Here is a 4479-nt window from a genome sequence, read left to right as displayed (position 1 = left end):
GAACTATGCCAAGGAACTCGTCAAAACCATGCCCGTGTCCGCCCTCGCAGGTCGCCCCACGGCCGCGGTCTCGGGAGCCCGAGATCCCCGCTATGACAATTTCTACAAGCTCTTTCCCGACTCTTTATAAATTGACGTAAACTTGGCGCTTTTATCGTCAACCCACGTGATACGCTCCATGTAGAGAACGTCCAGCTTCTCTGCAAAGGGGTGTTTTTTATGATGGGTCGAACGCACATGGGGATAGGGGCTGTCGGAGCCGTCGCCGCCACGCCACTGCTTCTTCATAAGACCTGGGAACCTATGCGGTCCTTGCTTGACCACCGCTGGGGAGTGCTCCCACATCTTCTGGTCTTGCAAGCGGTCTTCGTGGTGGCGTCGGTGATGGGGTCTTTATTTCCAGACCTCGATGAACCTCATGCGCTCGCTTCGCAAGAGGTGGAACGTTTTCTGGCGGTTCCCGTGTTCCTCATGATGGTAGGGTCGGTCTTTCTGTTGCGGTTGGAGACGTCTCTCGCGGCCTGGGGCGGTGTGCTTGTGATGACGCTCGCCTTTCGAACGGCGAAAAATCTCTCCCGACGCATCGGGTTAGGCGTGCTGTCCGTGGTGCTGGCCTATTTGGCCTGGACACACGTACTGCCCGTCGTCTCTGCCAGTGCGATCATCCTTTGGTGCGTGGGAGCGATGTGGAGTGCGCATCGGACGTTCACCCACAGTCTCTTGGGCCTGTTGCTGCTGGGTACAGGACTCCTCACGATCCCTTGGCACACCACATCCGTCGACCCTCTCCTGCACCGGGTCGTCGTCGGATGGATGGTGGGTTACGTCCTGCACCTCATCGCTGATGCGGTAGCTGGAGGGATCCCGGTCTTCTGGCCCATTTGGAAGAAGAGGTGGGGGGTCCGCTTCGTGACGACAGGCGGAGCTTGGGATGACCTTCTCGGTGGGATAGCCCTGTTCGGATTTCTGGCCCTCGCGCTGATTTAGGAGGAAAAACACATGCATGCACCCGTCATCGTCCCTCCGACTGTGCTTCTTGGTTGGGTGACACGTCCGTGGTTTCGGTGGTTGCTCATCGGAGGGGGGCTCTATGGGGTCTATCGATACGTCTACCGCATTGTGGGATATGGGTATACGGCTCTCGTCCTCGGGGCTGGGGTGTTCTGCGGGTTCGGTGTGTTCGAGGTCCACCGAGACCTCGCCCATTGGCAACGCACGCTGCGACCCACGACGACTGCACCCTATCCTGCTCTGTCGGGGACAAAAGGTTCCCTCATGCACACCGTCCTTGTCCAACCGTCGATGCCATCTCTGAATGGCTTCAGTCCTCTCGCCAAAGAAAACCCATGGATCGTGGCGATCGCGTTGGTTCTTGGCGCGATAGGGTTGCTTGGCTATCTCCTCTATCGCGGGTTACCCGCCACGGTGACAGCGAAGTGGCGGCAGCGCCTTCTGGAGGGCAAGGCTGTGCCCGCTCGTTGGTCCCAAGGACACGACGGGGCCTATCCCATTTCCCCGATTGAACTCGGAATCCACAAAGACACCGGGAAACCGATTCGCATCGAAGGCAAAGACCGCTTCATCAACACCGCCGTTCTGGGCAGCATCGGAACCGGCAAAACGTCCCGCATTTTGCTCAAGGCCGTCTATCAAGACCTCGTCGCCATGAGCCAAGGCTGGCCGATGGACGTCATCGTGCTCGAACCGGATGGCGAGTTTGCCGAACAGACGATTCGCCAAGCGAAAGCGTTCGGCATCGAAACGGACATCATCGACCTTCGCTCGGGCGAAGACGAAGCCGATCACCCTTACTGGGAGAGCACCGTGTCGTTTACGCCGTTTGGCGGCAGCACCCTTGCCGATACCATCGACAACGTACGGGCGGCGCTTCAAGAGAAGATGGGAAAGCAGGAAGGGTTCTTTCAAAACGCACAAGATGCCCTGCTTCGTAGCGTCCTTCAGATCCAAGTCTCCCTCTGGCCGGACACCGACTTTGCACAATTTGCCGATCTGATTACGGACATTTTGCACTTTCGATCCATCTGTCAAATGATCCACGACTACACGACCCAAACGACGGGGGGACGCAAGAAAAGCGAAGCGCTCGACGAGTGGAGTGCGGCATGGGAGTATGAGCGAACAGAGATTGAGACGCGCTTGGCCAAACTACCCGACAGTGTGCAAAAAATGGTCTCTACAGCCGCTCGGTCGTTTCTGATGGATACGCGCAGCGACCAAAAAATCGATCAGCTCGAAAAAATCACGCAAGGACTGAAAATCGTCGTCGGGGAAATCGCGTACAACCCCCGATTGCAGCGGGTCTTTCGGACGTCTCAACTGCCCATCCTTGACTTGAAAAAATTCCTGAATCCTGTCGAGGATCGTCCTGCGCGAGTGCTCGTCCTCGTGACGGGGAACCAACCGGCCGGCAAATTGTTCGGCAAATTGTTTTTGGTCACGCTGAAGATGATGGCCTTGCGGCGCAAGGGTGATGAAAACACGCGGCGCCCCGTCTATCTCTATGTGGACGAGTTTGCCGTGTACGGCACGGAAGCGTATGCGGAGATGTTTTCCCAAGCGCGCAAGTATCGAGTGGGTCAGATGGTGGCCTATCAAGTGCGGGCGCAGCTGCTCGATGTCAGCAAAAAGTTTCAGGATGTGGTGGAGGGCAGCTGTCGCAATAAGGTTTATTTCCCGGCTCCGTCCCCGGAAGATGCGGGATTTCTCGAAAAGTCGCTGGGGTCGTTGGCCAAGGTACGGGAAACCCATTCCGAAAACCGCCTAGGGTTCTTTGGCTTCGACAACCGCACCTTGGATCGCAAAGTCAGCCGGACGGAAACCGTCGATCCTCGATTTCGTCTGGAAAACATTCTCTACGGACTCCAGGCCAACGAAGCGATTTTTGTCATGACCGAACAGAACCAGGCGAAAGCACCCGTCGTTGGGCAAACGTCGTATGCCACCGACTGGCTCAAACAAAACGCACCGACGCGATCCAAACCGAAGCGTCGACCTCGACAAAGCACGTCTGAAAAGCCGACGCAGACCAACACGTTCGATCGGGTGTCGATAGCAGCGTTACGCGAAGCGGCAGCGACCGCTTCGGAAGACGCGCCGAACGCGTCGTGTGCCCCACTGCCAAGCCCAAACCGTGGTGAGACACAGGCGACACCGACGTCCAAGGTGCCGTCGGTCCCTTCAAAAAAGGACGAGACGCCCACGGCCACGCCTCCTTCCTTGGTTGGGACGGCTGAGCGCGTCAAACGCACCCATTTGCACAAACGGGCGATGGAGGTCACCCCAGGCACGAACCCCATCTGCCCGGCTTGTGGTCAGCCGCTACGCTTGGAGGAGCGAGAAACGAAACAAAAGTGGGTTTGTCCGGCCTGCGGGTTTGAACGCAAAAAGCGATGAGGCTCATGTATGGCGTTTTTTTGGCGTTTTATACGTTGAAAAATTCGTTATGCTGGAAGAAACGATAGGAGGCAACCTGATATGGAAAACGTCCGTGCGATCTACGTCAACACCTATGCGGAAGGTGCCCGCAGTACGCCGCCTGTAGAACTCAGCGAAACCGACTTTAAGATGGTTGTGCCCAACTGGAAACGGGCCAAAACGGTCATCCACGTCTACCTGTTTGGGATGCAGCGTCGCGTGGTGAATGGCGTGGCACAGCGCTATTTGATTGGCGACGTCGGTGCAGGGAAAGTGATGTTGCCGACTGACCCGGATCATCTGGGCCATGATCCTGCGGATCCTATGGATTTGACGCATCGCTGGGTCTGTGGTCTGGTTGACGATTTCGACGTCAAAGACGATGGCAACTTAACCCTGCTCTTGAATCGCGCCAAAGGCATCGAGACGCTGCAACGCTTGAACGCGGAACGGGTCTCGAAAGAAAACAACCGAGCGACGGGGGTTCTTCGTGGCGTGCGACGAGGGGCGTACGTGCTGGACGTCGGGGGCTATCCTGCCCTCATGCCCAAGAGCTGGTACGATTGGGATGAGGCGAAGGGGCCGGACATCGGCGAAGAGATGCAGGTCCAAATCATGCGCAGCAGTCGCCCGGAGCAGATCTTGGTCAGTCGACGCCATCTCTTGACGCATCCTTTGGGCGATACGCATCAGCTGCTGGAGCGGGGCACGATCGTCCGTGCCAAAGTGCGATATTTTCGAGACCGCATCATCGTTGGGGAAATTTATCCGGGCCTTGATGTCAGCATTGACCCGATGCTGCTGCGGATGCCCCCAAAGCCGGGGGACATCATGACGGTCGAGATTCTGGGTCAAAACAAGCGCGGCTACTACGGTCGCATGAGTCTCGGCTGGCAGGACGAAGCGTGAAAGAGCCTTTTCGAAAAAGGCCCTCCAAGCGAGGGCTTTTTTTCTTGACACGGAGGGAGGATTTGCTAGAATGGGGGTGTATTCAAATTCCCCTTGAAAACTCCATGTCTCCCTTCGTGAGACCCTATAGGTCGT

Annotated in this window: 3 protein-coding genes; all 3 read left to right on the top strand. The window is 57.0% G+C overall.

Annotated features, from left to right (window positions below; genetic code table 11):
• Positions 1–219 precede the first annotated feature (219 nt).
• The 3 genes from M4I36_RS13970 (at position 220) to M4I36_RS13960 (ending at position 4344) form a co-directional block, all read left to right on the top strand.
• Positions 220–987: a metal-dependent hydrolase gene (locus tag M4I36_RS13970; protein ID WP_258112368.1), complete on the top strand. Its 768-nt coding sequence runs from the start codon at positions 220–222 to the stop codon at positions 985–987.
• A 12-nt stretch (positions 988–999) separates the two neighbouring features.
• Positions 1000–3414, top strand: coding sequence for a type IV secretory system conjugative DNA transfer family protein (locus tag M4I36_RS13965; RefSeq protein ID WP_258112367.1), 2415 nt, complete (start codon positions 1000–1002; stop codon positions 3412–3414).
• A gap of 81 nt (positions 3415–3495) precedes the next feature.
• Complete coding sequence (locus M4I36_RS13960) at positions 3496–4344, top strand: 4-hydroxy-3-methylbut-2-enyl diphosphate reductase (RefSeq protein WP_258112366.1); 849 nt, start codon at positions 3496–3498, stop codon at positions 4342–4344.
• Positions 4345–4479 lie beyond the last annotated feature (135 nt).

It is taken from the genome of Alicyclobacillus sp. SP_1 (assembly GCF_024706985.1).
Taxonomy (GTDB): Bacteria; Bacillota; Bacilli; order Alicyclobacillales; family Alicyclobacillaceae; genus Alicyclobacillus_I.
The sequence above is the reverse complement of the archived record's forward strand: the minus strand, read 5'-3'. Positions and strand labels throughout refer to the sequence as shown.